The organism is Candidatus Palauibacter sp., assembly GCF_965222475.1.
Classification (GTDB): domain Bacteria; phylum Gemmatimonadota; class Gemmatimonadetes; order Palauibacterales; family Palauibacteraceae; genus Palauibacter.
On the sequence record NZ_CBDCUB010000008.1, the window covers coordinates 186,069 to 212,721 of the forward strand.

At 68.5% G+C, this 26,653-nt stretch carries 19 protein-coding genes and 2 pseudogenes; 10 read left to right on the forward strand and 11 right to left on the reverse strand.

Annotated elements, in window-relative coordinates; translation table 11 throughout:
• Window positions 1–6: 6 nt before the first annotated feature.
• Window positions 7–672 carry an IS21-like element helper ATPase IstB gene (gene istB, locus ACOQPP_RS16275; protein ID WP_419167644.1) on the forward strand — a complete coding sequence of 222 codons (666 nt, stop codon included), beginning with the start codon at window positions 7–9 and terminating at the stop codon, window positions 670–672.
• Between the two features lie 905 nt (window positions 673–1,577).
• Here istB and ACOQPP_RS16280 read toward each other — a convergent pair.
• From ACOQPP_RS16280 to ACOQPP_RS16290, 3 genes are all read right to left on the reverse strand, one after another.
• On the reverse strand, window positions 1,578–2,282 hold the full coding sequence (locus tag ACOQPP_RS16280) for a hypothetical protein (RefSeq protein WP_420636947.1): 705 nt from the start codon (window positions 2,280–2,282) through the stop codon (window positions 1,578–1,580).
• A 241-nt stretch (window positions 2,283–2,523) separates the two neighbouring features.
• Complete coding sequence (locus tag ACOQPP_RS16285) at window positions 2,524–3,714, reverse strand: hypothetical protein (protein ID WP_420636948.1); 1,191 nt, start codon at window positions 3,712–3,714, stop codon at window positions 2,524–2,526.
• A 474-nt stretch (window positions 3,715–4,188) separates the two neighbouring features.
• On the reverse strand, window positions 4,189–4,800 hold the full coding sequence (locus tag ACOQPP_RS16290; RefSeq protein WP_420636949.1) for a hypothetical protein: 612 nt from the start codon (window positions 4,798–4,800) through the stop codon (window positions 4,189–4,191).
• A 336-nt stretch (window positions 4,801–5,136) separates the two neighbouring features.
• Here ACOQPP_RS16290 and ACOQPP_RS16295 point away from each other — a divergent pair, with 336 nt between their 5' ends.
• From ACOQPP_RS16295 to ACOQPP_RS16335, 9 genes and pseudogenes are all read left to right on the forward strand, one after another.
• Window positions 5,137–7,026, forward strand: coding sequence for a PQQ-binding-like beta-propeller repeat protein (locus tag ACOQPP_RS16295; protein WP_420636950.1), 1,890 nt, complete (start codon window positions 5,137–5,139; stop codon window positions 7,024–7,026).
• Between the two features lie 19 nt (window positions 7,027–7,045).
• Window positions 7,046–9,151, forward strand: coding sequence for a S9 family peptidase (locus ACOQPP_RS16300; protein ID WP_420636951.1), 2,106 nt, complete (start codon window positions 7,046–7,048; stop codon window positions 9,149–9,151).
• Window positions 9,152–9,159: 8 nt separating this feature from the next.
• Window positions 9,160–10,941, forward strand: a complete 1,782-nt coding sequence (locus ACOQPP_RS16305) for a gamma-glutamyltransferase (RefSeq protein WP_420636952.1) — start codon at window positions 9,160–9,162, stop codon at window positions 10,939–10,941.
• A gap of 200 nt (window positions 10,942–11,141) precedes the next feature.
• Entirely contained in the window at window positions 11,142–12,131 is a 990-nt protein-coding gene (locus ACOQPP_RS16310; protein WP_419167637.1) for an amidohydrolase family protein, read from the forward strand.
• A gap of 110 nt (window positions 12,132–12,241) precedes the next feature.
• Window positions 12,242–12,853: pseudogene (locus tag ACOQPP_RS16315) on the forward strand (ATP-binding protein); the annotation flags it as partial.
• Window positions 12,854–12,934: 81 nt separating this feature from the next.
• Window positions 12,935–13,487 (forward strand): annotated as a pseudogene (locus ACOQPP_RS16320) (DUF4143 domain-containing protein).
• Window positions 13,484–13,759 carry a cory-CC-star protein gene (locus ACOQPP_RS16325; protein WP_419167636.1) on the forward strand — a complete coding sequence of 92 codons (276 nt, stop codon included), beginning with the start codon at window positions 13,484–13,486 and terminating at the stop codon, window positions 13,757–13,759. Before ACOQPP_RS16320 ends, ACOQPP_RS16325 begins: the two are co-directional and overlap by 4 nt.
• A complete protein-coding gene (locus ACOQPP_RS16330; protein ID WP_419167635.1) occupies window positions 13,753–14,730 on the forward strand; it encodes an ArsA family ATPase in 978 nt (325 codons plus the stop codon). The genes ACOQPP_RS16325 and ACOQPP_RS16330 overlap by 7 nt, the downstream gene beginning before the upstream one ends.
• A gap of 27 nt (window positions 14,731–14,757) precedes the next feature.
• Window positions 14,758–16,530, forward strand: coding sequence for a carbon starvation protein A (locus ACOQPP_RS16335; RefSeq protein WP_420636953.1), 1,773 nt, complete (start codon window positions 14,758–14,760; stop codon window positions 16,528–16,530).
• Between the two features lie 48 nt (window positions 16,531–16,578).
• Here ACOQPP_RS16335 and ACOQPP_RS16340 read toward each other — a convergent pair whose 3' ends face one another.
• From ACOQPP_RS16340 to ACOQPP_RS16375, 8 genes are all read right to left on the reverse strand, one after another.
• Window positions 16,579–16,773 carry a hypothetical protein gene (locus ACOQPP_RS16340; protein ID WP_419167633.1) on the reverse strand — a complete coding sequence of 65 codons (195 nt, stop codon included), beginning with the start codon at window positions 16,771–16,773 and terminating at the stop codon, window positions 16,579–16,581.
• Between the two features lie 166 nt (window positions 16,774–16,939).
• Window positions 16,940–18,037 carry a 6-bladed beta-propeller gene (locus ACOQPP_RS16345; RefSeq protein WP_419167632.1) on the reverse strand — a complete coding sequence of 366 codons (1,098 nt, stop codon included), beginning with the start codon at window positions 18,035–18,037 and terminating at the stop codon, window positions 16,940–16,942.
• Window positions 18,038–18,219: 182 nt separating this feature from the next.
• A complete protein-coding gene (locus tag ACOQPP_RS16350) occupies window positions 18,220–18,606 on the reverse strand; it encodes a hypothetical protein (RefSeq protein WP_419167631.1) in 387 nt (128 codons plus the stop codon).
• A gap of 178 nt (window positions 18,607–18,784) precedes the next feature.
• Window positions 18,785–20,512 carry an IS1634 family transposase gene (locus ACOQPP_RS16355; RefSeq protein WP_419164016.1) on the reverse strand — a complete coding sequence of 576 codons (1,728 nt, stop codon included), beginning with the start codon at window positions 20,510–20,512 and terminating at the stop codon, window positions 18,785–18,787.
• Window positions 20,513–20,906: 394 nt separating this feature from the next.
• Window positions 20,907–21,434: a DinB family protein gene (locus tag ACOQPP_RS16360; protein ID WP_419167630.1), complete on the reverse strand. Its 528-nt coding sequence runs from the start codon at window positions 21,432–21,434 to the stop codon at window positions 20,907–20,909.
• Window positions 21,435–21,522: 88 nt separating this feature from the next.
• Window positions 21,523–21,693 carry a hypothetical protein gene (locus tag ACOQPP_RS16365; RefSeq protein ID WP_419167629.1) on the reverse strand — a complete coding sequence of 57 codons (171 nt, stop codon included), beginning with the start codon at window positions 21,691–21,693 and terminating at the stop codon, window positions 21,523–21,525.
• Between the two features lie 21 nt (window positions 21,694–21,714).
• On the reverse strand, window positions 21,715–22,170 hold the full coding sequence (locus ACOQPP_RS16370; RefSeq protein ID WP_419167628.1) for a c-type cytochrome: 456 nt from the start codon (window positions 22,168–22,170) through the stop codon (window positions 21,715–21,717).
• A gap of 81 nt (window positions 22,171–22,251) precedes the next feature.
• Window positions 22,252–26,583 (reverse strand): M14 family metallopeptidase, encoded by a 4,332-nt coding sequence (locus ACOQPP_RS16375; RefSeq protein ID WP_420636954.1) that lies wholly within the window; start codon window positions 26,581–26,583, stop codon window positions 22,252–22,254.
• Between the last annotated feature and the right edge of the window lie 70 nt (window positions 26,584–26,653).

The window sequence follows — 26,653 nt, forward strand, 5'->3', positions numbered from 1 at the left end:
GTACTCTTGAGACATTGCCAACTCGGTGGCCAAGCCGTCCCTTGCGTCACCGCACGCCTGAAGGATGTCGTCGTCGTCATCACCCGGATCGACTTCGACTTCAGCTTCCAGCCCTCGGTCAAGCGCGAACAGATCGACGCCCTGCACGAACTCGGCTTCGTCGAGCGCAAGGAGAACGTCGTCTTCCTCGGCCCGCCCGGCGTCGGCAAGACGCACCTGGCCATCTCCCTCGCCATCGCCACCGCCGAGAGTGGGCGCAGGGTCTACTACGGCACCCTCGCCGAACTCATCGACTCCCTCGAGGAGGCCCGGGCCGCCGGCAACCTCAACCGGCGCCTCAAGACCCTCTCCCACCCGGCGCTGTTGATCGTCGACGAGATCGGCTATCTCCCGGTGACCCAGAGCGGAGCCACCCTCTTCTTCCAGCTCGTCAACCGGCGTTACGAGCACGCCTCGACCGTGCTCACCTCCAACAAGGGCTTCGAGGAGTGGGGCCGGGTCCTCGGCGACGAGGTCATGGCCGCCGCGCTGCTCGACCGCCTCCCGCACCGCTGCCACATCGTCAACATCCGCGGCAACAGCTACCGCATGCGCCGCCACGCCGACCTCTCCAAGGCCATCCACCCCGGCGCCGCCCGCGACGTCTCCCCGCCTGGAGCGACCGCCTCATGACCGCCGCACGGCTCCGCGCCGCCCTCCCCCGAGGTGGGACATTTTCGATGCCCAGGAGTGGGACATTTTCGATGCCGATTGACAGCCCCCCGGGACGACGGAAGCCGCTACCGGCGGCCCGACGGTCAAGAGCGGCGGGTCCGGCACCAGGGATTCGCCGCACCCCGCGAGCACGACCAGACACCCCACGCCCAGCGCCGGGCGGCCGAGAGCGGCGAGTTGGCGCGGCGAGGGCGAACAGCGGTATCTGTGCGCTTTCCGACGCGGCATCGAACGGAAGGACGAGAACAACGGCCGGTCGGGAAACGGAGAGCCGGAACCGGCGCGTGAAGAACTGAACATCCATCCTCCCCGGGTCTAAGGCAGCCACGCCCGGGACTCACGCCCCAAGTCTATCCGACGAGTAAGATCCCGCGCGCCACCCAGTCAGGGGGAGCGCCCGGGTCACCCCGCTTCACCGGGCTTCGCTCGCTGGCCGGGTCCCGCCGCTACGACCGCGGGACGGGCGTGGTGCCGTGTCCGAGCCGGAGGGTCTGTCCAAACTGTGGCGGAACGTGAAAGACTACTTCTACGTGTGGCCCTTCGCGTACCGACGCGGAGAGGGCCGCTGATTACGGACGCAAATCGATTGCAGCGGTTCCTTCGTGAGCGTTGACAGCAGAAGGCGCGCACGATCCGGCACCTTCGTTACGTTTCGGTCGAAGAAGTCGAGGCTCATGGCTGTCCCATCCATCGAGTATGGAGACATCAGCGACTCCACCGCCGTCCGATCCGACGCCAGCGTCTCTTCCTCTCGTGCAATCTCTGATCCTCGAATTTGAGAGGCAGGACCGCCGATATCGCTTCGCTTGCCCTCTGGAGACGGGAAGGGGTGTGCCGTTCACCGCCGCTTGAGTGTTGTGTCCTCACTGGCGTCGTGTTGCCCACAGGGATCGGGCGGACCCCTGCCGGGCGTACTCTCTCAGTTCTGCCTCCAGCTCCGGACGCTTTGTGCCGTCCAGCGCCTCATGGCCATTCTCCGCGATGTTCTCCAGAGATTCCAGCAGGTCGGGGTCTCGCAACATCGAGGCCAGAGTGATCGCCTGCTCAAGTACGAATTCTCTTTCCAACGGGTTCACAACACGCTCTTGCGGCGGCCCGAGATGCAGCCGCGCGACCTCCTTGATGTTCGCTCGCGCTTCGGCGGGCATGGTCTTTCCCCACCGAGCCTCGGCTGCGGCCAGTGCCCGCAACGAAGCGATGATATCGTCCCAAGCGGCATCCGGGGATTGCGCCCACTCCACCACAGCCGGAATGATGGCGGGGCCGAACTCCAGCAACGCCTGCTGGACCGACCCACCGGAACAGATCACCTGCACCAGGGCCGGGATGCTGGCGGGATCCCGAAGTGCGATCACGTAGTGCTCAAGGTCCAGCGAAAGCTCCAGGTGTCTGCTGCCCTCAAAGCCCGTCACGGTGCAGCCGTCCATGTGCAGCCTGGCCTCCCGGTCCAGCGCGCTGATGAGCGCTGCCGACAGCTCGGGTGTCACCACGTAGTCCGGGGGGAACTTCCACCCCAACAGATCGTCCGGGTCGTAGCCCAGAGGCACCTCGCCCAGTGCGTGGGCCACCCTGTCGCGGTCATGGCTCCGGAGGTCCCGGGCAATCTCGGCTTGGGACCGAGCCGGTCCGGCCTGCCCGGCCAAGGACGGGGCGGCTGTAGCGAGCGCTACCAGAGCGAGTATGATTGGATAGCGACCCTGTCTCATTCCTACCTCCAGGCCAAGTGGTTGTGATTGCCAAGTGCGTAAGAATAGTTGATGGATTCGGCTGCGTTCTGGGGGTCTGAGCCCCACTCATGGATCCGTCTCTTCAGGTCTTCCCCCCCCCCGACGCCGTATAGAAGTCCACGGCCTGGCCGAAGATGTGGTGGCTCCCGTCCGGGTTGCGACTGGTCGATACCGCAGCGTTCCGTTCCGGGCAGCGATAGCCCGACGTGTAGACCATCGAGATGTTGAAGAGGGCTTCGACCCTCGTGATTCCATTCGGTAGCGCTCCGTTGATGTACCCAAAGCCCTCGTGGTGACTGTGGTAGCCGCTGCTGGTGCCGACGCCAATCAGCTCGGAATGAGTCTTGTTGAACTTGGTGCAAGGCCAGTCGCCCCAAACGCCCCTTTCGGCGTACTCCCTGGCCAGACCGTCTCTCGCGTCCTCGCAGTCGGCGATTACGGGGTCATCATCGTCGTCATCGTCATCGCCGTCATCACCCGGATCGACCGGTATTTTCGTACCTCCGATCGGCAAGCCACCAAGGTTGGAACCCGGCGGCGTTATGAACACGAGAATCGGAGTCGAACTCGTGAACCCGCCGACGCAGTCGCCGCTCGAAGCCTCGTAATCCATTCCGAACGGACATGTGACGGTGATGTTGATGCACGTGACGCTGAGATCGGGGAGCGAACCAAGTACGTCCTCGTCCGGGCCGACAGCGCCTACACAAATCTGGATCCTGCCCTGCGCGGCGCTCAGCGGTCGCGGCGCCAGCCAGTTCCAAACTCCCCGGACTCCGGACCGGGCCAGGCGGGCGGCCTCGGCCACCGGCCCGCGCGCCGCCGACCCCTGGGCCGGACTGGCGGCGACGTCGATCCCCTTGTTGCGCAGCTCGTCCTCGATGAACGCCCGCGCCTCCGACTCGCCGAGCGCCGTGTCCGGGATCTTGCACACCGACCTGATCCCCAGCCCCTTCGGCAGCGTCTCCATCTCCGCGTCGGCCGTGTCGGCGGTCGGCCGTTTCACCGTTACGTCCACCCCGTACAACAGGATACGCAAACGACCCGAAGCCTCGCGCGCCGACGGGCTGAACCGGAGCTCGAACCGGTGTTCGACGTACAGATCCTCCCGCGTGCGGTAATGAAGCACGCAACCGGGTTTCAGGAGGCCCCCGACCACGTCCTTGACCCGGGGGAGTTCCGCGGCATCCGCGAGAATCCCCGTGTTCGGCGTAGCCGGGACGACGGAAGCCGCTACCGGCGGCCCGACGGTCAAGGGCGGCGGGTCCGGCACCAGGGATTCGCCGCACCCCGCCAGTGCCACAAGACACGCCACGGCCAGCGCCGGGCGGCCGAGAGCGGCGAGTTGGCGCGGCGAGGGCGAACAGCGGTATCTGCGCGCTTTCCGACGCGGCATCGAACGGAAGGGCCAGACAACGGCCGGTCGGGAAACGGAGAGCGGGAACCGGCGCGTGAACAACTGAACATCGAGCCTCCCGGGTCTAAGGCAGCCGCGCCCGGGACTCACGCCCGGGACTCACGCACCAGTATATCCGATCAAGAGGCCCTGCAAGCACCTTGGAGCAGGTTCGCGCCTTCCTCGACGGCAACGAGGCGGCCGACTTCGTCTTGGCCGACCGTGACTCGGCCTACGTCCTCGTACGCCGGACGCTGGAGAGGTTCGGCTACCATCACCGTCCGGGGAGGTCGGACAAGGGGCTCCTCAGGGCCTACCTGGCCAAGGTGACCGGCCTCTCGCGGGCTCAGCTCACCCGGCTGATCGCCCAGCACCGCAGGACCGGCGACATCCGCGACCGGCGACATCCGCGACCGCCGCCGCAAGCCCCCGGCCAACGCCTTCCAGCGGCGCTATACGCCCAAGGACGCCGCCCTCCTGGCCGAGGTCGACGCCGCCTACGGCCGGCTCTCCGGACCCGCCACCAAGGAGATCCCCCGCCGCCAGTACGAAGTCCACGGCGACGGGCGCTTCGAGCGCCTCGCCCGCATCTCCAACGGCCACATCCACAACCTCCGCGCGCGGCGAGACTACCGCCTGGGAGCCCTCTCCCTGGACAAGACCCGCCCCGTCCGGGTCTCCATCGGCGTCCGCCGCAGGCCCGACCCCCAACGCCGCCCCGGCTTCGTCCGCGTCGACTACCGCCAACAGGACGTCGCCACCCCCTACGAGAAGCTCAAGTCCCTCCCCGATGCCGAGAACTTCCTCCGTGACGGCGTCACCTTCGAACAGCTCGACAAGACCGCTGCGGCCACCTCGGGCCTCGAGGCCGCCAAGGCCGTTCGCGTGGCCCGCCCGGCAGCTGTTCCGAGACCTCGCCGACGCCGGCACCTTCGCCGCGTGAAGAACCAGATGAGGAACCACTGAAAAGCCGCCGCACGCCCCGGCCGTTGCGAGCCGTACCGCCAGCATCAACACTGCTTCCAGATGCTAAACCGGCCCCGCGCCCTCACCCAGGCCCGAGGCCTCCTTCAGGCTCATCTCCGTATTGGAAAAGACTGGGACGGGCCGCGCCTGCAGGGAGTGTAATTGGAGTTGCCCGGTTTGACGGCGGCGGCCGCGGACACGCGCGTAGCGGGGTCGCCGCTGGCGGAACTGTCGCGGTCCGCGGCAAGACCCGGATCTGCCGTGCCGCCGTGCGATGTCGGCGTGTACTTTACTCGTGGTCCTCCAGTCGGGTCACCCGGGAGAAATCGCTCGATGCGCATCACCGCCGTCCTCGCCGCGATACTCGCCGCTGCGGGCATGACGCCGGCGGCCGCCCAGGAGCCGGTACGGGGGCTGCTCGATCCGCCCCCCATGGACGACAGTCCCGGCATGCAGGTGTTTGTCGCCTCGTGCGCGGAATGTCACTCCGGGCAACGCACGGTGCGCGCCCCCGGGCTCACGACGCTCGGGGCCATGACGCCGCGCGCGGTCCTGAGTGCGCTGGAGGGCGGCCGCATGCGCCGGCACGGCGAGGACCTCACGCCGGATGAGCGCCGCGCCGTGGCGGAGTGGCTCACCGGCGAGACGCTGGTCGAGACCCGCATGCCGTCCTCCGCCTTCTGCGCGAGCGCGCCGCGGGAGGAAGGCGTCGTGCACTGGTCCGGCTGGGGGGGCGGCGGCGGCGAGACGGGCTTCGTCGACGCGGGCCGGGCGGGGCTGACGGCCGAGGATCTGCCGAACCTCGAACTGGCGTGGGCCTTCGGCTTCCCGGACGTGAGCCAGGTGCGCTCGAAGCCGGCGATCATCGACGACCGGATCATCGTCGGCTCGGCGTACGGCGAGGTGTACTCGATCGACCTCGAGAGCGGTTGCGTGCACTGGGTGTTCGCGGGGGACGCCGCCGTGCGCGGCGCGATCGTGATCGGCGATGGCCCGGACGGGGGACAGTTGGCCTTCTTCGCGGACTTCCGGACGAACGTGTACGCGATCGATGCGACGACCGGCGCCCTCCGTTGGCGTGTCACCGCCGGGACCCACGCGGATCACGTCGTCACGGGAAGCGTGGCCGTCCACGAAGAAAGCGTTTTCGTCCCCCTCTCGTCGATGGAGATCATCAGCGCCGGCGATCCGACCTACGAGTGCTGCACATCCAGCGGAGGGGTCGCCGCCTTCTCGGCGGAGACGGGCGAAGCCCTGTGGGAATTCCGGACGGTGGCCGAGGAGCCGAGACACATGGGCGAGAACGAGGCGGGTACCCGGCTATTCGCGCCCTCCGGGGCGCCGGTGTGGTCCAGTCCGACGGTCGACGCCGCGCGCGGCCTCCTCTACATCGGCACCGGCGAGAACTACACCAGACCGACGACCCACGGCAGCGACGCCCTCATCGCACTCGACATGCAGACGGGAGAGGCCGTGTGGACCTTCCAGGGACGGGAGGACGACGCGTGGAACATGTCCTGCCTGTCGCCCCGCTTCCAGAACTGTCCCGCCCCGACCGGTCCGGACCACGACTTCGGCATGGCCCCCATCATCGTCACCGCCGCGGATGGATCTCAGCTCCTGATCGCCGGCCAGAAATCCGGCATCGTGTGGGCGCTGGACCCCGACTCGGAGGGCGAACTCGTCTGGGCGCGCCGGGTCGGGAGGGGAAGCTCGCTTGGCGGCGTCCACTGGGGGATCACCTCCGACGGAAGCCGGGCCTACGTGCCCAACGTCGACAACCCGTTCGCCATCATCTCGGACCCGCGGTCGGGCGCCTCCACGCAGGCGAACGCCGAGGATCCGCCGACCCCCGGCGTCTACGCGCTCGAACTCGCGGCCGGAGAAGTCCTGTGGCACGCCCCGCCCGATCCGTCGGTCTGTGCCGGCCGGGCCGGTTGCATGCCGTTCTTCTCGGCTGCGCCCACCGCGATTGAAGGAGCGGTGCTGGCCGGGAGTCTGGACGGGCACCTGCGCGCCTTTTCCACGGAGGACGGGTCCGTGCTGTGGGATGTCGACACGGCCCGCGAGTTCAAAACCGTCAACGGCGTGCCGGGCCGAGGCGGCGCGCTCGACGGACCGGGCCCCGTCGTCGCGCGGGGCTATGTTCTCGTGAACTCGGGATACGACCTGTTCAGCCAGATGCCCGGAAATCTTCTGCTCGCCTATCGAGTACGACGCTAAGCCCGTTTCGGAGGCCGCCATGCGCGTTCGCAACTCTCGACTGATCCCCTGGATCCCCCTCGCCGCGCTCCTCGCGGCGCCCGGTCTCGTCGCGCAGGAGGGGCGACCGCTCGAACTCGCCGACTACTATCGACTGAAGGACGCGGGGAGTCCGGCCCTCTCGCCCGATGGTTCCCGCGTCGCCTACGTCGTAACGTCGGTCCTCGAGGACGAGAACCGGCGCCACAGCGAGATCTGGCTCGTGGACGCCGACGGGTCCGGGGAAGCCACGCAGGTGACGAGCCCGAGCTTCAGCGCCTCCTCGCCGCGGTGGAGTCCGGACGGCCGCTACCTCGTCTTCTCGTCGAATCGGCCGGACCCGGGCGGGTCGAGCGCCGGGAGTACGTGGTTCCTCCGTATGGACCGGCCGGCCGGCGAAGCGTTCCAGCTCGAGGGGCTGCGGGGATCTCCCGTCTTCAGCCCGGACGGCCGCTGGATCGCCTTCACCCGTCCTACGCCGCCCCCGCCCCCGCCCGATCCCGCCTGGGAATCCGACTTCGAGCGCCGGACGGTGGAGCGGTTCGACGGGCGCGTGTACGACTGGATGAACTACCGCTTCGACCGTCGGGGTTACCTGGCGGACCCGCGCGACCCGAACGCGACGCCGCCCCGGGAGGTGTACCTGCTGGCGTCCGAGGGCGGAGAGCCGCGACAGCTCACGGAACTCGGCGTCGATGCCTCCGGGCTCGCCTGGAGTCCGGACAGCCGGCAACTCGCCTTCACCGCCGACGCCCACCAGCGCGACGAACACACCTACGAACGGGCTGATCTCTGGGTAGTCGATCTGGACCGCGAGATGCGGAGGCTCACGGACGACGGCTACAACTACTCGTCCCCGGCCTGGTCGGGCGACGGCGAGCGGATCGTGATGCGGGGCAACGAGGGTCTCGACATCATCATCTCCGAAGGGCGTGACCGCGGCGCGCCGTCCGACCTGTTCGTGTTCGACGCGGCGAGCGGGACGCGCGTCCGCAACCTCACGGCCGAATGGGATCTGATCCCGGGGGGACCCGAGGTGAGCGCGGACGGCCGGTACGTCTATTTCTCCGCAGGAATCCGGGGCAACACGCATCTCTTCCGCGTCGCCGAGGCCGGGGGCGCGGTGGAACAGGTGACGGACGGCGACCGCCGGCTCGGCGGCTTCTCGTTCTCCGAGGACTTCTCACGCATGGCGTTCCGGATGACGGCACCGACCGAGCCGGGCGACATCTGGACCGCCGATGCGGGAGGAGGGAACCAAGTCCGCCTCACCGAGGTCAATCGAGACCTGCTCGCCGGGATCGAACTGTCGCGGCCGGAGCGCCTGCTCTTCCAGAGTCCGGACGGGACCGAGATCGAAGGGTGGATGCTCCCCGCGCGCGGGTACGAGGCCGGGCAGGGCGGGTTCCCGATGGTGCTGCAGATGCACGGCGGGCCGCACGGGGCGTACGGGAACACGTTTTCGTTCGACCAGCAGATGCTCGCGGGGCGCGGCTACATGGTGCTGTTCACCAACCCGCGTGCTTCGACCGGATACGGCGAGGACTTCCGCTGGGGGACGTGGGGCGGCTGGGGCTTCAACGACTATGACGACGTGATGGCGGGTGTCGACCACGCGATCGGGAACTACGACATCGACACGGCCCGCATGGGCGTGACCGGCTATTCCTACGGCGGCTACCTCACGAACTGGGTCATCACCCAGACCGGCCGCTTCGCCGCCGCCATCGCCGGGGCCTCGATCTCGAACTGGGTGAGCGACTACGGCGTGGCCGATATCCCGCGCACCAAGGAGAGCGAGTTCTTCGGACCGCCGTGGGAGCAGCGGGGCCTCGAGAACCTCCTGCGCTCCTCTCCCATCATCCACGCGAAGGGCGTGACCACGCCGACCCTCTTCGTCCACGGGGAGTACGATCACAGAGTCCCGGTCGAAGAAGCCGAACAGATGTACGTGGCGCTCCGGAAGCAGCAGGTGCCGGCGAAGTTCGTGCGCTATCCCGAGTCGTACCACGGGGGATGGACGCCGTGGCGCATGATGCACCGCATGTGGGTCCAACTCGAGTGGTGGGAGGAATGGCTGCGCTCCCCCTCGATGTCCGAGCAGTGAGGGCCCGCGTGAGCGACTCCGTGACGCCCTCGGCGGGGCGCGCGGCATTTTCGGCGCTGTTCCTCCTCCTGGCCGGGTGCGGGGGAGGGGTGGACCTGTCGCCGGAGCGGTGGTCGGAGGACTACGGCCGGTTCATGCAGGCGCAACTCGTGGACCGGACGGAAGCCGGGGTGGCGACGGGCGACAACGGCGCGGTCACGGTGGCGTACAACGGGCTCGCCGCGAGGGCCGGGCTGGAGGCGCTGGAGCAGGGAGGGAACGCGATCGACGCGGCGATGACGACCGCGCTCATGCAGGTCGCGCTCACGGCCGGGGCGCCGATCAGCTACTTCGGGATCATGTCGCTCGTCTACTACGATGCGGAGACGGACCGGGTCCATACGATGAACGCCGAGTGGAACACGGTCCTCGGGGAGGACGATCCGGCGAACATCCCCGGCGGGGTGGACCTCTCGTCGCCGGACGGGATCTGCGGCACCGCCGTCAGCGGTCGCACGGCGCTCGTCGGGGGCTTCATGAAGGGCGTCGGGGCGGCGCACGAGCGCTTCGGGCGGCTTCCCTGGGAGGAGATTCTCGAACCCGCGATCCATGTCGCCGAGCAGGGCTTTCCGATCTCGAAGAAGGTGGCGGGATACTGGATCGGGCGGGCCGCGGATCTCGGGCGTCTTCCCGAGACGAAGGCGACGTTCCTCAAGGAGGACGGTTCGCCGTACGTCGAGGGGGACGTACTGCGTCAGCCCGCCTTGGCCGCGACGCTGCGCGCGGTGGCCGAGCAGGGCACGGGTTACATGTACGGCGGGCCGTGGGCCGAGAAGGCGGCGGCCGCGATCCAGGCCGATGGCGGTCGGATGACCGTCGAGGACCTCGCGGCCTATGAGGTCATCTGGGACGAGCCGCTCGTGGCGGAGCTGGGAGACGGCTGGCAACTCCACACCAACCCGCCGCCGAATCAGGGCGGCGTGGCGATGATCGAGGCGCAGCGGCTCGCGGCGGCCTCCGGGCTGCTCGAGGAGGGCCACTGGACGGAGTCGCCGGAGGCCCTCCGGACGGCGCTCGACGTGACCCGCGCTTCGCTGCTCGACTTCGTGCCGCCGGAAATGGCCGCGTCGCTCGTGGGCGGCGAGTTCACCCCGGAGGCGCGGGTCACGCCGGAACACGCGGAACGGCTCTGGGACGTCATCCAGGCCGGTCTGCCCTTCGGCAACTGGGCGCCGCGCGGCCCCGGGCACTCCGACGACGTGGTGGCCATCGACGCCGATGGCAACATCGCCGCCATCACCCACAGCATCAACGCGGTCCTGTGGGGTAAGACCGCGATCGTCGTGGGCGGAATCACGATCGGCGATCCCGCGTCCTTCCAGCAGACGCAGATCGCCCGCCTCGAACCCGGCTCACGGCTGCCGGCGCCCACCCAGACCGGGATCCTGTTCCGGGACGGGGAGCCCGTGCTCGGCTTCGCCTCGATGGGGTCGGGCCTCCACCATCGGACCTTCCAGGGGTTGCTGAACGTGATGCATTACGAAATGACCGTGGACGAGGCGATCGACGCGCCGGACTTCTTCATGCCGAACTCGGACCCGGCCACCGGCCAGCTCACGTTCCGCGTGCCCGGGGGGAAATTCCCGCGCGAGGTGCTGGACGGGACAGGGTACGCGTACGAAGAGATCTTCCCCGAGGAGGCGCGCTTCGGCGGCGAGGGCCTGTGGGTCGCGATCTACAGGGATCCCGAGACGGGTGCGCTGCGGGCGGCATCCCACAACCGCAACAACAGCGCCGCGGTGGCCTGGTGAGGGCGCGCCAGAGGGTTCGGCCGGCGGGAGGGCTCACGACGGTCGTCTTGCTCACCGCCTGCGCGGCGGGGCCGCGTCCGGTCGGGATGCCGGCGATCGAGAATCCATCCACGGCCGCATCCGTCGCTGGCGCGGCGACATCTTCTTCCGAAACGACAGCGTCCGCGCTTGAGGCCGCCGCGGTATCGGGATCCCCAACGGTGCTCTTCAACGATTCCCACTTCCACCTGCTGAACTACATCCAGCGAGGCGGGACGGCGCGGGAGTTCCTGGACATGACAGCCGGCCGCGTCGGGCGGGTGGCCATGTTCGGCATCCCGCTGCAGCAGAAATGGGACTACTTCCTGTCGGGTGACGAGGCGCCCGATTACTACCTGGGTTCGAACGCCGACCTGTACTACTACTCGTTCGTGGACGCCGTGATCGCGCGAGAGTATCTGTCGCTGCCCGAGGAGGATCGCAGCCGCGTCGACCCCATGATCACGGGCTTCAACCCGGCGGACATGTACGCCTCCGACCACATCGAGCGCGTCCTGCTCACCTTCCCCGGCGTCTTCGCGGGCATCGGCGAGTTCAGCATCCACAAGGAGTTCGTGTCGTCCAAGGTCTCGGGCCACGCGGCAAGCCTGCGCAACCCGGCTCTCGACCGGATCCTGGCCACCGCCGGGGAAATCGGCCTGGTCGTCATCTTCCACAACGACATCGACCATGTTCGCCCCAGCGAGCCGCCGCATCACGCTGCGGAACTGCTGGACATCTTCGTGCGTCATGCGGAGACGACGATCATCTGGGCCCACACCGGCCTGGGCCGCTTCATTGCGCCGTCCGAAGGGCACGTCGCCTGGCTGGACCGCATGCTCTCCGACCCACGCCATGACCATGTGGCCCTCGACATCTCGTGGGACGAAGTCGCGAAGTATGTGGTCGGCGATGACGCGACCCTCGAAGCGTGGGCCACGCTCATCGAACGTCACCCGACGCGCTTCCTGTTCGGCACCGACGCCGTGGCCCCCGCCGGCTGGGACGCCTACGTTGGCAACTACACGGTGTATGCACCGCTGTGGGAGCGGCTCGATCCCGCGGTCCGGGCCCAGGTCGAGCGGCTCAACTACGAGCGCATCTTCGACGCGGCGATCCCCCGCGTCCGCGCTTGGGAACGGCGCCAACTGGCGGACGGCTCCGGGGGCTGAAGTCGGTCCCGGATCCGCAAAGGAGGCCCCGGGCGCGCCGCAAACGAAGCCGTAGTGGTGTTGCAAACGAGACTATGTGAACGCCGCAAAAGGGGCCCTGGACGCGCCGTTTCCTTCGCTCGCTGGCTCGCAACGTCGCCACGTGCGCATCGCTCGCGACCATCAGACGCGATGTCGCCGGCCCGGATGGATCGATGACGAATCGCACTGCGCGTGACTACCTTACCACTCTTGAGCGTCTCATGGTTGTGGAGGACCAGCCGCCTTGGTCGCCCAGACTGAGGTCGCGGTCGCGCCTGCGACGTGGGCCCAAGCGGCATTTCGTGGACCCCTCCCTGGCGGTGGCCGCACTGCGGGCCACCCCCGGGCACCTCCTTCGGGACTTCGAGTGGTTCGGTTTTCTGTTCGAGTCCCTGGTCGTACGGGATCTCCGCGTGTACGCCCAGGCCATGGATGCGGACGTGTTCCACTACCGCGACGAAACGAACCTCGAAGTCGATGCGATCGTGGACGCCGGGCCGGATCGGTGGGCCGCCTTCGAGATCAAGCTGGGGACGGGCCGGATCGACGACGCCGCGCGCAGCCTGCTCAAGTTCGCGGACAGGATCGACACGGAACGCTGCGGGGAACCGGCTGCGCTCGGCGTCATCGTCGGTGCCGGGTACGGGTACACTCGCAGGGACGGCGTTGCCGTGATTCCGATCGGTGCGCTCGGCCCCTGACGCGAGCGGTAGTGCCGTGTGCGGCCGTCTTCGCCACCGGGCGCTTAACCACGATACTCGTTGGGCTCCCTCGCCGCGGCCGTGGCCCGCGAGTGCGAAGTCGAGCGCAAGGTCGTCTCTTCCTACGTCGGCATCCTCGAAGACCTGCTCCTCGCGTTCCGGGTCCCGGTGTTTCGGAAGCGGGCCAGGCGCGCGACCGTGGTGCGGGAGAAGATCTACCTGTTCGATGCGGGCGTCTTCCGGTCGCTGCGGCCCCGGGGACCTCTCGATTCGGCCCGAGGAGATCGACGGACAGGCGCTCGAGGGTCTCGTCGCCCAACATCTGCGTGCGTGGGCGGCCTACTCCGGATTCGACGTCCGCGTCTACTATTGGCGGACGCGGGGTGGGTCCGAGGTCGATTTCATCGTTTACGGAGACACGGGATTGCACGCGTTTGAGGTGAAGAACACCGGTCGGGTGGACTCCACGGACCCGAGGGCGCTGAAGACCTTCCGGAAGGACTACCCGGAGGCCGAGGCCGCCGTGCTCTACCGGGGCGCGGAACGCCTGCGCGTCGGCGGGATCTGGTGCCTGCCGGTCCGGGATTTCCTTCGCAACCTCGTCCCGGACCAGGGGCCGCTGGCGTGGTTGTGAAGAGAGACGTTCGCTGGCGGCGCTGGCTTCGGGAGGCGCGCGACATCTACGAGGGGCTGTACATCGCCCCGTACCGGGCCACGATCCACCGCGAGTACCTGCGCCAGCACGACGCGTTCATGCTGATGGGGTTCTCGGACCTGCTCGGCGTGCCGAACCCGATCCAGTTCTACATGCTCGAACTCTATCCGTCGCTCATCGAGGAGTTTCACGAGTGGCACGTCCGGGTCGGCATGGAACACCCGCCCGAGGGCGGTTTCCGCTGTTGCTGAGCGACGCGGATTCGCGTCTTCCGTTTCCGGACCGGCCGATCCTCTTCTTCGGCGGCAAGGGTGGGGTGGGGAAGACCACGATGGCCGCTGCGGCCGCGCTCGATCTGGCCGCACGCGGATACCGGACGCTGCTCGTATCCACCGATCCGGCGCACTCCACTGCGGACGTGCTGCAGGCGAAACTGGGTGCCCGGCCGCGACGCGTGGCGGAGGGGTGCTGGGCGATGGAGGTCGATCCCGAGCGCGAGGCGGACCGCTACATCGATGGGGTCAAGTCGCGCGTGGAGTCGGCGGCACCCCCCCGGCTCCTGGGCGAGGTCTACCGGCAGATCGACATCGCGCGCGTCTCTCCGGGGGCCGTGGAGTCCGCGCTCTTCGATCGCTTCACGCGCATCCTCGAGGACGAAGGCGAGGACTACGACCGGATCGTCTTCGACACCGCGCCGACGGGGCAGACGCTGCGGCTCCTGTCCCTGCCCGAGTTGATGACGACCTGGATCGGCGGGCTCATCAAGCGGCGGCGGAAGGTTGGGGCGCTGGCGCAGATGTGGAAGAACGTGGCCGGAACCGAGGCGGCCGATCTCGAGCAAGACCCCCTGCTGCGGGCGCTGGAGGAGCGGCGTGATCGCTTCCGCGCGGCGCGGCGCATCCTCACCGACCCGGGGCGGACGGCGTTCGTGTTCGTGGTCATCCCCGAACGCCTCCCGATCTGGGAGACCGAGAAGGCGGTCGAGGCGCTCTCGAAGCACGGGGTCCCGGTGGGGGCCATCGTCGTGAACCAGCTCTTGCCGACCCGAGGCAGCGGCGCGCCGGAGGATCCGTTTCTCGCCGCGAGGCGGGAGCGTCAGGCCGGCCATCTTGCGAGGATCTCCGAAAAACTCGGAGATTGGCCTGTCCTCCGCGTCGACCTCCAGGACTCCGATCCGGTGGGGGTGGACGCCCTGAGACGGATTCCGGTATACGAACCGTAGTACGGACTTCCAGGCGGAGGTGACCCGATGAGCGCGATCGTCCTGCTGGTGATCGGCCTGCTGGCCTTTCTAACCGGAATCCTCATCTACTCGCGCTTCATCGCGGGCAAGGTGTTCAAGCTCGACCCCGACTTCGTGACGCCGGCGCACGAGTTCCAGGACGGCGTCGACTACGTGCCCACGAACAAACACGTGCTCTTCGGGCACCACTTCACTTCGGTGGCCGGAGCGGCTCCGATCGTGGGACCGGCGATCGCCGTCATCTGGGGCTGGCTGCCGGCCTTCCTGTGGGTCGTGGTCGGGACGGTCTTCGCGGGCGCGGTGCACGACTTCGCCGCCCTCTGGCTCTCGACCCGCCACAAGGGGCGGTCGATCGGGACGCTGACCGAGTCCATCCTCGGCAAGCGGGCCCGCGTCCTCTTCCTCCTCATCATCTTCTTCCTGCTCCTGATGGTGAACGCCGTGTTCGCCGTCATCATCGCGAACCTGTTCATGGCGAATCCCGGCGCCGTCGTCCCCGTGTGGGGGTCGCTCGTCGTCGCGCTCATCGTCGGGTTCCTCATCTACCGGACGGGGACGGGGATCCTCCTCCCCCCGCTGGGGGCGCTCGCCACGCTGTACGTGCTGATCTGGTTCGGGCAGGACATGCCGTTCACGCTGCCGGACTTCATCGGGTTCAGCCCGACCGAGGCGCAGCTGGCCGCGGCGGGAGGGGATGCGGGTGCCGCGGGGGAGGCGGCGACGGCCGACGGGCGGCGGGTGGGGTGGATCGCCATCCTCTTCGCCTACACGTTCGTCGCCTCGGTGCTGCCGGTGTGGCTGCTCCTGCAGCCGCGCGACTACGTGAACGGGCACCAGCTGTTCGTCGCGCTCGGCATCATCAGCCTCGGGGTCATCGTGGTGAACCCGGAGGTCGTGGCGCCGACGGTCAACACGAACCTGCCCGCAGACACGCCCGGCTGGTTGCCGCTCCTCTTCATCACCATCGCGTGCGGGGCGATCAGCGGCTTCCACGGTCTGGTCGGGTCGGGCACCTCATCCAAGCAGCTGGCGAAGGAGACGGACGCCCGCTACGTGGGCTACGGGGGCGCGATCGGGGAAGGGACGCTCGCGGTGACGTCGATCATCGCGTGCACGGCGGGCTTCGCGATCTACCTGAGCCGGGATGTGGGGGCGACGCAGGGGCTCGCCCTCTGGCAGCAGCATTACGGCAGCTGGCAAGGAGCGATCGACGGCGCCACGGTGGCCTTCGTCAACGGCGTGGGCGTGCTCGCGGGCGGGCTCGGGATCCCGGAGAGCGTGGCCGTGATCTTCGCCTCCGTCGTCGTGATCAGCTTCGCGGCGACCACCCTCGACACGGCGATCCGGCTCCAGCGCTACATCATCAGCGAACTCGGCGTCGAGTACAACGTGAAGGCGATCCAGAACCGCTGGGTGGCGACCGCGATCGCCGTCGTCAGCTGCGCGCTGCTGGCGCTCTCGGCCGACCGCGGTGCGGGGGGCATGATGATCTGGCCGCTGTTCGGGACGACGAACCAGCTCCTGGCCGGCCTCACGCTGCTCATTGTGTCGCTCTTCCTGATGCGGAAGGGGCGCCCCTACTGGGTGACGATGATCCCGATGGCGTTCCTGCTCCTCATGACGACCTGGGCCATGGTCATCAACCTCGACCGCTTCTTCGGCACGAACCAGTGGATGCTGCTGGTGATCGGGGCCGCGATCTTCATCCTCGAGATCTGGCTCCTGCTCGAGGGCGCCGCCGCGATCCGCCGAGTGCGGGCGGGAAGAGCCGGGACGTGAAGGCGTTGGGTCGCTGCTTGGCCTCCAGAAAGTCGGTTCCTCGCTGTTTCAGGCCGCCTCGAAGTCCAAGTGCAGGTCCAGGCGGCGCTCGGCAGCGTCGAACTCCGTCCGCTCCACCCGCCACGGCCGCTGAAGACCCAGCGCCCGCTCGAACAGTCCCCTCTCCGCCATGCCGCCGTCCCGCCCGGCCGCTCCGCGTCCCTCCACCGCCCGCCCGGCCCCGGAGACCACCGGACAAGTCACGGTCCCGCTCGGGCACCGGCCGCCACCGCCGCCGATCCCGCCACTCTACCGCCGCTCATCCACCTCGAACAGCGAGGAGCCAGTCTTCAATGCCCGCCAACAGGCGTGGAGGTGACAACCCTTTGGGAGCCCTGCGAACCCGCGTGGTCGTTTGATGAGCGACCCGTTAGAAGGAACAGGTCTCGGCGGATACCGGAATGCCGGAGGTGCTGACTAGACGAAAACGGTATACGTAGTCGATGTCCAAAGCGTCCGACGCAACACCGTATACCTCGCCGCCCCCTCCAACGTGCAGCGTCCGGAGCCGGACAGGCACAGTAACCGTGCCGCGGTATCGACCGCAGTTGTCGAGGACATGCCACGTCGTCGCACCTTCCGTTTCCGCCTCCTCTCGCCTCACCCAGAGCCACCCCTCGGGTGACGAATCGAGGTCCGCAATCACGGGGGTGAACTCCGACTCGTTCGCGGGCCAAGGCTCAGCGTCTCCCATCCGAACCGTACGAATCGTGTCTCCCTTGAACGTCAGCTTGTCAAAACGATACCTCGCTCTTTGTACCAGCCACAAGGTTCCGTCGCGCTCAACAGTCCACGCGAATCGAGCGGTCGCAGTACCCTGTGGCCGCTCCAGGGTTAGTTGTCCACGCCCATCTCCCACACTTTGTGGGTTGCCGCCACTCATCGTGATATTCCGCGTCTCGATCAAAAGCGTATCTCCCGGAAGCACCTCGTGTGCTGCCGAAACTGGCAAGCGGGCAACATACGTGTACTGGGGAACAACGCTTTGGCCGAAGCCTCGGATGTCGATGACATCCACGCGGGCAAAAACCGACCCCCGAGCATCCGCGCCAATCACCTTGGCTGATGTCGGTAACTCGCCCGCCCGGAAATAGTTGCGATCCGACGCGAGCCGACTCAGCTCGTTTCCAAGCGTGTCGAGGATCATCCGTTGCCGGCCATCCGTAATCCAGAGCCGGTTGGGTGCCTGCCACACGACTTGCTGATTGGCACGCCGTCTGTACTGCCACTCACCCGGACCACCACCTTCGGGCGCCACACTCCTTACGAAGCCACCTCTACGATCAAAAACACGGACCTCCTTCGATCCGACATCCAGCACGTAAATTCGCCCACTTCCGTCGACCGTTAAGTCGTGGATATCGGCGAAGCTTTGCGGCCGATCCCCAGTAACCGTGCCGAGCTTGAGTTCCTCGACCAGCCTCCACCCTTCGGTATCGTTGTCCGATCCCGGGCGAACTGTCGTCACCAGAAGGCGACCCCCAAGGGTGTCTATGGCTACCTCTTGCTGCGGGAACACCCCGTCCCATCGCGGTTCCCCTTGCATTGACAAGGGCATCAGCCAACCGATACATGCCGCAGTAAGGGCGCGTCTTGTTCGGTGGAACCGCAACTGCCGCCACCACTTCATCCGGGGGTCAGCCAATGGTTCTATTCCCAGTACAGGCAGGTAACGTGGGCGTGGATAATGATGCTCCCACCGATCACGGCACAGTCCATGTGCCAAATGATGAAGTCGTCTGAACCACATGCTTGCGAGATTTGCGCGATGACTTGATTTCGAAACTCCTCGTCCTCCGGACAACTGAGAGCGGTGGCAGGCTGGTTGGAATCGATGCAGTTTGATAGGGTGGGCGAGGTGGAACGGACACCCGCAGGAGGTGTGGGGCTGTTGACGACGACCATCGTCGTTGCGCCGAGGGCTTCGACTTCGGGAAGGCGAGCAGCAGAGTCGTCTAGGGTGGCTGAGAGCGGAGCAGTCAGCGCGAGAGCGCTAACCACAAGAAGGCCGACGGCTGCAGTGATGCGCTTCATCATGTCCGCCTCTTGGTGGGTGATGATAGAGATGAGTGGCACCTGATGCGCCGTCCCGCAAGGGGAGTCTTAGCAACTGTGTCAAGCCGGCTAGTCCGAACTTCCGCAGCCCGGAACGCGGCAAGTTGTTGCGACGTGGTCACATGACTCGATTTCGGGGGTGGGTGCTACTGGGTACGGGTCACGGTTTGACGCCGAGGAGCCGGAAGGCCTCGGCCTGAAGGGGGGTGGGACGGGCGAGGATGTCGGCGGCCGGGGCTCCGGGCGCGACGGGTCGGACGCGGTTTTTGGTGAGGGTGGCGAGGTCGGCCAGGAGTGTCCGGAAGCTGTGGACGGGCAGCCCCTCGGGAGTGCGCTTGCGGGCGGCCTTGGCGCGCGCGGCGGGCGAGGGTCTCGCGGGCGCGACGGGCGAGGCGCGTTGGGCCTCGGCGGCGTCGGGGTCGTCGTCGTCGAAGAGCAGCGGGGCGAGGGCGCGTCTCATGTGCCACTCGACGTAATAGGCGAGCATGCAGAGGAAGACGTGGGCCCGCACGCGCCCCTCGAGGCGGTGGTGGACGGGACGGACCTTGAGGTCGACGCTCTTGAAGCTTCGGAAGGCGCGCTCCACGCGGCTGAGGCTCTTGTAGGAGCGGACCACGTCCCCGGCCGGCAGTTCGTCGGCGGGCACGTTGGTGCGGATGACGTAGATGCCGTCCAGGGCCGCCTCGGCGGCGATGCGCTCCTCGTTGCGCGCGTACGCGAAGCGGCCGTCCCCGGCGACCTCGGTGTCGAAGTGCTTGCCGACCTTGCGGGATCGCAGGGCGCGGTCGGCGCGCACGGCGATCTTCTCGGGGTCGGTGAGCGGGCTCCGCTCGCGCCGCGTGGCCGCGGCGACCTTCTCCAGCTCGCGTTCGGTGGCCTCGAGGAGTTCCTCGCGCTTGCGGGCGCGCTCGGCGGCCAGGAGCGGGTTGCGGCACGCGACCAGCCGCTCCCCGGGATAGTCGGGCGACTCGATCTCGGCGAGGTTCCGCTCGTCGAAGAGCGACAGCTGGAGGTCGCCGCCGCCGGCGAGCTTGCGGATCGCGTCGGCGCGCAGGGCGGTGATCCACCCCAGCCCCGCGGGCCGCAGCTCCTCCCGGATGCGGGCGCCGGTGATGAGCCCCCGGTCGCCGACCAAGACGATCCGGGACAGGGAGAAGCGCTCGCGCAGCTTCGCCACCTGCGCGCCGACGACACCCGGATCGGCGGTGTTGCCCTCGAACACCTCGACGGCCACCGGACACCCCTCTCCGTCGCACAGCAGCGCGAACACGATCTGGAGCTTGCCGCGTTTGCCGTCGCGGGAGTAGCCCCGCCTGGCGAGCGGACACTTGCGGCCCTCGAAGTAGGTCGAGGTCACGTCGCACAGCACCAGCGAGCCGTCCGCCAGGCGTCTCCCCGCCAGATGCCGCTCGATGCGGTCCCGGCGCCTCAGCAGCCAGTCCATGGCCCGGTACAGCTCGTCCGCGTCCGCGTCCCCGACGCCGAGCTCCCCGCCCAGCGTGTGGCTCATGGTCTCCCCGCCAAGCGAGCGCGCGGTGGCCAGCTTCGAGCGGGGGTCGAGGACGCGGGCGACGATCATGGCGACGGCGAGCGCCCGCTCCCGGGACGGACGGCGGTCCAGCAGCTTCTCGAGCCCCAGGGCGCGAAGGGTGCCCAGGACGGCGGCGACGTGGCCGTGGGGCCGGGAGCGAAGGATCTCGAACGCGTCGTCCATCGAGGGAAGCGCGACGCCCCCCTTCAGGAGGATGCGGAGCCCCTCGACGAGTTCGTCGGGCCACTTCGAGAGGTTGGCCAGCGTGCGCTTCCTGACCTTGCCGCCCTCGCGGTAGGACTCGCGCAGAAGGACGGCGGGCGGGGAGTTCCGGTTGGGGACGCGCTCGACGTACATGGACATAAACATAACGCATACAACACATCGTGGCAACGCTATGCATCTTACGCTACATGGGTACCGAGAACCGCGCATGAAGCCGCGTATGCGGTTCCCCGTTAACGAGTTACGGCCTACAGCGGCCCCGATTCACGCGGAAGTTCGGGCTAGTCGACCGCTACGTCGTGGATGTCGCCGAAGCCGTCCGGCGTGGAGCCCTCGAATCTGCCGAGCCGCAGGATCTCCTGTAGTTCCCACACTTCGGCGTTATCCGCACGCCGGGGTGAGGGATTCCGCACCGGGACGCGTCCCCCCTCCAGGGTGTCCACGCTCGGGCTGGGCAGTGGGTTCGGGGATTGGGCCGGGGGGGCAGCCGGGGTGGCCAGAAGAGCGGCTACCAAGAGCAAGCCCCTCATGCCAAAATGTCGCGGATGATTGCGTCGTGATGGCGGTGGTGGAGGTGGAGGAAGCGTAGCCACGCCGCTGGGGTGAAGTGGCCGAGCACATGGTGCGGGTGGGTGTGGAGGCAGGCGTCGACCTCCCCCGTCCGGGAGATCAGCCTCTCGGCCAGGTCGCGGAGGCGCTCAAAGCCTTCCGCCAGCAGGCCCGGTTCCAATCCAGTGGGCAGGGTGAAGTCCGGCGCGGGTCCCCGCCCGCGCGGAATCGAGCCGCGAGCCAGCAGCGCCACCCCGAGTTCCCGGGGGGATTGCGCCCGCGCTTCCGGGTTCGGGAGGGCCAACGCCTCAACGACCCAGCCCAGCACCTTCCGGTCGGAGAAAAGCAGGTGCTCGAGATGGTCCTGAACGCTCCACGCCGAAATATCGGGCGCGGATACGGAAAGCCGCGGGCGGTCCAGCGCTCGCGCGAGGCAACTGTCGATCCCGGCCTGGACCCCTGCCAACGAGTCCCCCGTCGCGTAGGTAACCGAGAGGTCGCTCACACCGGTGCGCAAACGGCGGCGGCCGGCTGGGCCGCCCGCCCCGAAGAGGGACGGTCGGCCCGTGCCGAGTGTGCTGCGGTCAAGTCTTCTACCAGTTCATCGAGAGGCCGAAGACCGCCCCGTGCATCGGGCCCGAGTCCTGGGCCATGCCCTGACGGTTGCCTTCGAAGCTCAGCCTCCTTTGCAGGTCGAGCATGGCGTCCGGCGACATCCGGAGGGCGTCGACCGCCGGGGGTTCCGAGCTTGGGTCCGGTCTCACCGGTGTGGCTCGCTCAGGGCGTCAGGGGTCGATTTCGACCGCGATCTCCACCGCATCCATGTCATCGGTGGCGAGTTCGTCCTCTCCCGTGGGCATGCCGTTGAGTTTGAACATGTAGGTGACGACGTCGAGGTACTGTTCCGTGGGCATCCCGCCCGGATTGTCCTCCGGCATCGTGGCCACGATCTCGTCGACGAGATCCTTCACCGAGGCGCCGGCCCAGGACTGAATGAACGGACCTCCGAAATCCTCCTCGAAGTGGCACTCGGCGCAGATGTTGTAGAACACGTCCTCCCCGCGCGTGGCCTGTTCGTCGCTGAACACGCCCTGCACGGTGGTGACGCCGGCCTCGGCCTCCGCTTCCTGGGCTTCTTCATCCTGGGCGGCGAGCGCCGATCCTCCGAAGACGGTCGCGATGACGGTCGCCGCGATCGACCCGCGGAGGCTCCGCCATGGTCCCCCTGCCAATATCCGCATCGAATTCCCTCTCTGGTTGCCGACGTCGGGAAAGTGGCCCCAACCTGATTTCGAGACCGAGCCCCGGGCAAGTGCGGGCGCTCAGCCGCCCGGTCCCGCGCCCGGTCCCGCCGTGGTCACGGCCTCGTCTTCGTCTGATTCCGAGCCATCCTCGGGCGGCCGAGGGCGGTTCATGCGCAACGACACGCCCCCGAAGAACGACGAACCCGAGCGGTTCACCTCGTGCTCTCCCTCGTACAGGTAGTCGAGCAGCGCCTGGTCCCACGACAGCCCCGCCTTCGCCACCAGCTCCATCCACGGTCCGTAGGCGGTCTCGTCCGGGGCTTCCGTCGTTCCGCTCCAGATGGTGATTCGGGAGTCGAACCCGAAGCGGCTCTCGCCGCTCGATCCCTTCAGCGGCATCTGTATGAGCACGCTGTCCGTCATCGGCAGCCGAAATACGTCCGCGTCGTACTCGGCTCCGTAGCGCCGGTAGCGTTCGTAGTTGCGCTGGTTCATCTCGAACACATCGCGATTGGAATTGATGCCGCGCGTGATGTAGTCGCGGATCTCGAACGCCGCGTCGCGGTGCCGGGGCATGTCGGGGCTGTCCACGTACCCGAAGCCGGGCATGAACCAGCCCTTGTTGAATCCCCAGTTGCGCTCCGTAACGCGGCCCCGCCGCACGAGACCGGTGTATTCGCTGAACAACTGCACGACCTGGTGAGAGGGGTACCCGTGCGGATTGAGGAAGATGTCGGGCAGCCAGCGGCCCCACAGCCGGTTTCGGACGGGCGCCTCGGGATAGATGGGGTGGTCGTCCCGCGAGCCCGTCGTCGCATCTATCCCCAGCGAGCCCAGGTAGCCGGCGTGCAGGATGAAGTCCGGCGTGATCCGGTACAGGTCATAGGCAAGTTGCGCCCCGTCGGGATTCGTGAACGGATGGATGATGACGTTCACGTCGTCGAGCCTGGGACGCTGTGCGGGATCCGTCAGAAGGAGTTCCGCGTGCCGCAGGACGTGGCTTGTGGACGAGACTTCGTTCGCGTGCTGGCGCGCGGAGTAGATGATCGTGGGCTTGAACGTCGTCGCCTTGACCCGGGCCCAGTGCGACGCCTGGGTCGGCAGCATGAGATCGAGCGCCCAGATGTCCTTGCCGAGATAGGATTCGCCGACCTTGTACATCGTCGCCTCGTCGAACGTCTCCGCCATTTTGGCGAGGATCTCGTGGCCTTCGGGCGGCGGGATGGGGGTCTCCCACTGGACGAGGCGTTCGCCGGCGTAGCTCCAGCCCTCCGGGAGGAGCGGCCGCCAATCCGGCAGGTCCGGCGGCGTCCCGTTCGCGGCGAGGCGGGCGGTGCGGCGGGAGTCGGGGTCCTGCTCGTGCGTCCACTCGGCCCACACCTCGAGCGAGCCGAGTCCGGCCCAGGCAAGCTCCGCCGTGTAGAGGCCGGCCGCGCGCAGCGCCTCGATCTCGCGCAGCGTCGCCTCGACCTGCTCCGCGGACACCATGCTCCGGTCCACCCGTTCCGCGGACGCGTAGGTGAGGAGGCTGTCGCGCACGTCGGCGTCGGTATCGACCCGCACGCGCAGGCCGAGGTGCGCGATCCCCGCTTCGCCGGCCCGCACCACGGCCAGCCTCGCGGACGGTCGCTCGAGCCCGGTCTTCGGAATGTCGAGCCGCATCGTGTCCGCCGCGCCCGCCGCGTCCTCGAAGGCCACGACCACCGCGGGCCGCGAGGTCGCGAAGCCCGTGAAGTGGACGCGCAGTTCCGCCGGCGCCCCGTCCGCCCGGGGCCGCATGACCGGGAGGATCCGGCCCGGGAAGGTGAGGCCCTGCCCGCGCGAGTTCCGCCCCAGCACGTCGAAGAACTCGATCGTCCCGAAGTAGATCTCCTCGTGGAGGGCGTCCATCGGGGCGTGGATCTCGTTGTCGATATCGAGCCGGTAGTTGGGCTCGCTCATGGCGAGTTCGACCGTCAGCGCGCCGAAATAGGGCGCGTCCGCGCTCCCGCCGGTCGGGATCCCGTCGTGCCGGTCCATGACGTAGTCGTAGACGGCGGGGAGGACGGCGCTCTGGTAGTGGTCCCAGAAGGCCTCGGGGTCCGTGACGATGCGCTCGTCGACGAGCGTGCGGTCATCCGCGGTCGCGTGAATCCAGCCGGTCGTGACGCGGACGTGCTCGTAGTCCTGGAAGCGGTCGAAGTAAGGGCGCAGCACCCAGCGGGGCTCGAAGCTGTCCCGCACGATCTCGGCGCCGTCCTCGTCCGTGACGGCGACCTCGTAGATCGGCCCTTCGGTCGTCTCCTCGAAGCGCACCTGCTCCAGCCCGAGGCCGAGTTCGCGCGCGAGGACCTCGTCGATGGGGAAGATCTCGTGCAGCCACCGGACCGGCGTTTGGATCGCCTGCTGCGGCCACTCGGCGGGCGGGTCGTTGCGCCGGAAGCGGATGACGATCTCGCCGATGTCCCGGCTCGCGCCCCCGCCTCCGCCCCGGCCACTCTCCGGGCCCTGGAGTTGCGGGAGGATGACCTCCTCGAGCCACGAGTAACCCTGCTTGAAGGCGGACAGGACGCGGACTTCGACGGCCGAGGGCGACGCGCCCGCATCGATCAGCGCCGCGCGCGCGTCCTGTTCGAGCTGGCGGCGGATCTCGGGGGGCTCGCTGAGGCGGGCTTCGACGCGGATGGGCCCGGCGGACCCCGCGGCGGGGAGGACCTGGGTCCGGAACAGCTCCCGGAACCGGTCGACCTCGGACGGAAGCGTGAGCGTATCGGCGAACACGGTGGCCGCCCGCTGGACGTCGCGTTCGTCGATGGTGACGCCGATGTCGGCGAGGCCCAGCGCCCCCGCGGCGCGATCGCGCAGGTACGCCTCCAGCCGCGGGTCGGCCTTCTCGACCGACATCAGCACGTGCGCGCGGGCGATCTGCCGCTCGGCGAGCTCGGCGGCGATGCGGCCGAGCTTGTAGAGGCCGGTCGCCGCCTGGCCCGCGGGCGCGTGCCCCGACAGCGCGTCCCACAGCCCGCGCTCGACATCGTCGACCGTCGGGCGGTCGCCTCCGCGCTCCGCCAGGTGCGGAAACGTCAGGGCCAGCTGGTCGAGCGCGCGCTCCGCCCCGGCGGCGTCCGCGCCCGTCACCACGAGCGCCGGCTTGGAGCCGAACGCCTCGGGCACGAGCTGAATGAGCCCTTCGCCGGGCCCAAGCGCCCCGAGGTCGATCCGGGCGCTGTCGGCGAGTTGCTGCGTGAGCGGGTTGTCGACCCCGGCGAGCACGAGCGTGGGGCGCCCGCCGGGCCGGTCGATCGCCGAGGCGGGCTCCGTCAGCGGCACGACGAGCCCGGTCGATTCCAGCCCGAGGCGGCCCGCGAGATCGGGCAGTCCGTCCACCCCGTCCTCGCCCGGCGCGAGCATCGCATCGATGCGGTCGGGGATCAGCCCGCCGCCGAGCAGGCCGTCGGAGGTGTACAGGTTCGAGAGGTCCATCCCGTCCTTGCCGCCGCTGCCCGGCCGGCCCGCGATCGGACCGGGGCGGTCGGGCACGGCGCGCCCCGCGATCCGGATGGTAGGGCCACCCGTCAGCCTGGCCTCCACGGATTCCAGCCCGGGATAGGCGAGCGGGTTTCGCGGGGCCTCGCCGGCGTCCTCGGTGTCCGGCTCTGCCTCTGCTTCTGCCTGCGCCCCTGCCTCTGCCTCCGCCTCAGGCTCCGTTTCCGGCTCCGCCTCGGGCGCTTCGTCGCCGGCGGCCAGCGCCCGCAGCGCCTCCTCCGCGGCTCCGAGGTCCGCGTCGGCCACCGCGACCTCCGCGATGACCCGTCCGACGCCGGCCTGACCGGCCCGGGCCCGCGCCTGCGTCAGACGCACGTCGGCCTCCGTCACTCCCCCGTCCTCGAGCGCCGCGGTCAGATCCTCCCGCACGCGATCCAGCTTCGCCGTCGAAAGCGTCCGGGTGTGGGGGAGCACTCCCGCGAACAGGCGGGCCGCGGCCTGGAGCCCTTCGTCATCCCCGCCGATGACCAGCACCCAGGTGCGCCCGCCCTCCTGCCGCACCGCCACCGCCCCCTCGCCGGAATCCAGCGAGGCCGGGTCGATCCCCGGGGACCCGAGTCCGGAGGCCGCGAGCCCGGCGCGCCCGATGACGATGGCGACCTCGTCGCCTGCGGCGGCCCGCGACAGCGGCAGATCCATGGCCATCGTCTCGAACCCCAGTCGCGCCGCAACCTCTCCCGCCGCGGCGAGGACCACCGCCGAGGGGTCGTCCCCGAGGATCAACGCCGCGTTCACGAAGTCGGGCACGCTGTCGCCGTTCGCGTCGAGTACGAGCGTCCCCAGGTCGAACAGCGACGCGAGGTCGGGGGGGGCGGGGGGCTCCTGCGCGGAGAGAGAACCGAGCAGGCTCGATCCGGCTCCCGGAACCAATGCGGCCGGGGGCATCGCGAACGCGGCCGCCAGCGCAAGCAGCCCGTGGAAAAAGCCCCGCTGCGTTCGAGCGGCGCTGCATCTC

What these genes read in the sequence shown, in the direction of transcription:
- ACOQPP_RS16295 (WP_420636950.1), top strand. Translation starts at nt 5,137, where the DNA reads ATGCGCATCACCGCCGTCCTCGCCGCGATACTCGCCGCTGCGGGCATG.
- ACOQPP_RS16300 (WP_420636951.1), top strand. Translation starts at nt 7,046, where the DNA reads ATGCGCGTTCGCAACTCTCGACTGATCCCCTGGATCCCCCTCGCCGCG.
- ACOQPP_RS16335 (WP_420636953.1), top strand. Translation starts at nt 14,758, where the DNA reads ATGAGCGCGATCGTCCTGCTGGTGATCGGCCTGCTGGCCTTTCTAACC.
- ACOQPP_RS16350 (WP_419167631.1), bottom strand. Translation starts at nt 18,606, where the DNA reads ATGATGAAGCGCATCACTGCAGCCGTCGGCCTTCTTGTGGTTAGCGCT.
- ACOQPP_RS16355 (WP_419164016.1), bottom strand. Translation starts at nt 20,512, where the DNA reads ATGTACGTCGAGCGCGTCCCCAACCGGAACTCCCCGCCCGCCGTCCTT.
- ACOQPP_RS16370 (WP_419167628.1), bottom strand. Translation starts at nt 22,170, where the DNA reads ATGCGGATATTGGCAGGGGGACCATGGCGGAGCCTCCGCGGGTCGATC.
- ACOQPP_RS16375 (WP_420636954.1), bottom strand. Translation starts at nt 26,583, where the DNA reads ATGCCCCCGGCCGCATTGGTTCCGGGAGCCGGATCGAGCCTGCTCGGT.